Raw genomic sequence first — 1,678 nt, forward strand, 5'->3', positions numbered from 1 at the left:
AACCTGAATAATTCATACATTCTATTCGAATGCTCACAAATCGCTTAACAATAATCAAAACACTCATTTTTCATTTTCACCCATTAGGTGATGAAAAAAGAACTCCGTTCTGTTATGGTAAAGGTGCTTAAACCAACCAAAAGAAAGGAGTTCTTCTAATGACTAGTTTACATGATAATCAAATGAAATTCAATTCAACGATGATAATTTCACACACAGGTGGCTGCTTATCCAGTGATTCAGGGTTAGTTCTAATAAAGGAGTTAATGGATACTCTTCAATTTTCAAAACTAGCAAAGCATTTCCTTCACATAGAGGACAAGCGCAATTATTATACACATGATAACGTGGAAATATTAGAACAACTTATCTTGCAATTGATTAGTGGTTATTCGGCTGATTCTTCAGCGAATATTTTAAGACAAGACCCTGTATTTCAAGCCATTTTAGGTAAGAAGCAACTAGCCTCTCAATCTTCACTTTCTCGTTTTTTTGATCGTTTTATGGAGAAAAATATTCATCAATTGCAAGCGTTAAATCAAGCATTAGTAGATCAAGTACGTTTGATTCGCAATAACACCGAATTAGTGATTGACATTGATTCCACTCACTCCGATACATTTGGACGTCAAGAACAAACAAATTACAATGCACATTATCAAACCTATGGATATCATCCGCTAGTTGCCTTTGATGGACTAACTGGTGACTTTTTAAAAGCAGAACTACGTCCAGGAAATCAATACACCTCGAAAGGAATAAAAGCGTTCATTGAACCATTGCTATCTCATTATATTGAAGCATTACCTACTACAGATATACTCGTACGTGGTGATAGTGGGTTTGCAACACCAGAGGTGTATGAACCTTGCGAGAATACCAACAGTCACTACGTCATTCGATTGAAAAATAATAACAAGTTAAGCCAGTTGGCAGAACAATTTGTTCAATACGATGACAATCAAAAATGGGATGAACAAGAGGTATATTATTTTTCTTCCTTTTACCAAGCACAATCTTGGTCAAAACCTCGTCGTGTCTGCATACGATCGGTTCGCGAGAGTGGTGAACTTCTCTTTCATCACGCATTTATTGTGACCAATTTATCCGAAAATGTCTCACCTAAAGTTGTCTTCTCTCTTTATGAAAAACGCGGAACGATGGAAAATTTTATCAAAGAAGCCAAAACGGGTTTCTTTTTTGACAAGACAGATAGTCCACGTTTTGTAGAAAATCATACGAGAATGATGATAAGCGTTCTTGCTTACAACCTTGTTAATTTTTTAAAAACGATTGCATTCAAAAAAATAGACCAAGGAATGACTATCCAGACGATTCGTTTACATTTTCTTAAAATTGCTGGAAAACTTGTTCAAACAGCCAGAAAAATATACCTTAAATTATCAAGCTATCATGTGCAACAAAACGAATTCTATGCAATTTTCAGGCGCCTAAGGCGGTGCCAATAAATCCTTCCTAACCTTAGAAAAAAAGGATGAAAAATCAAAGGGGTGGAGTCTGCCAAAAAACTGAATTGACTTTCACTTTAATAGCAATAGCCAAGAAAAGTAGAACAAAAAATTAAATTTTGTTAGAAATAGAGAGAACGTTTAAAGAAACGTCTATTTTTTTTAAATAACTATTCAAAAAAATTAAGGCTATGAATTATTCAGGTTTA

At 34.4% G+C, this 1,678-nt stretch carries 1 protein-coding gene; it reads left to right on the forward strand.

What is annotated here, in order from left to right:
• Positions 1–158 precede the first annotated feature (158 nt).
• A complete protein-coding gene (locus FGQ66_RS14970) occupies positions 159–1,469 on the forward strand; it encodes an IS1380 family transposase (protein ID WP_002290896.1) in 1,311 nt (436 codons plus the stop codon).
• Positions 1,470–1,678: the final 209 nt, after the last annotated feature.

It is taken from the genome of Enterococcus sp. BSD2780061688st2 D3 (assembly GCF_005844145.1).
GTDB lineage: Bacteria > Bacillota > Bacilli > Lactobacillales > Enterococcaceae > Enterococcus_B > Enterococcus_B durans.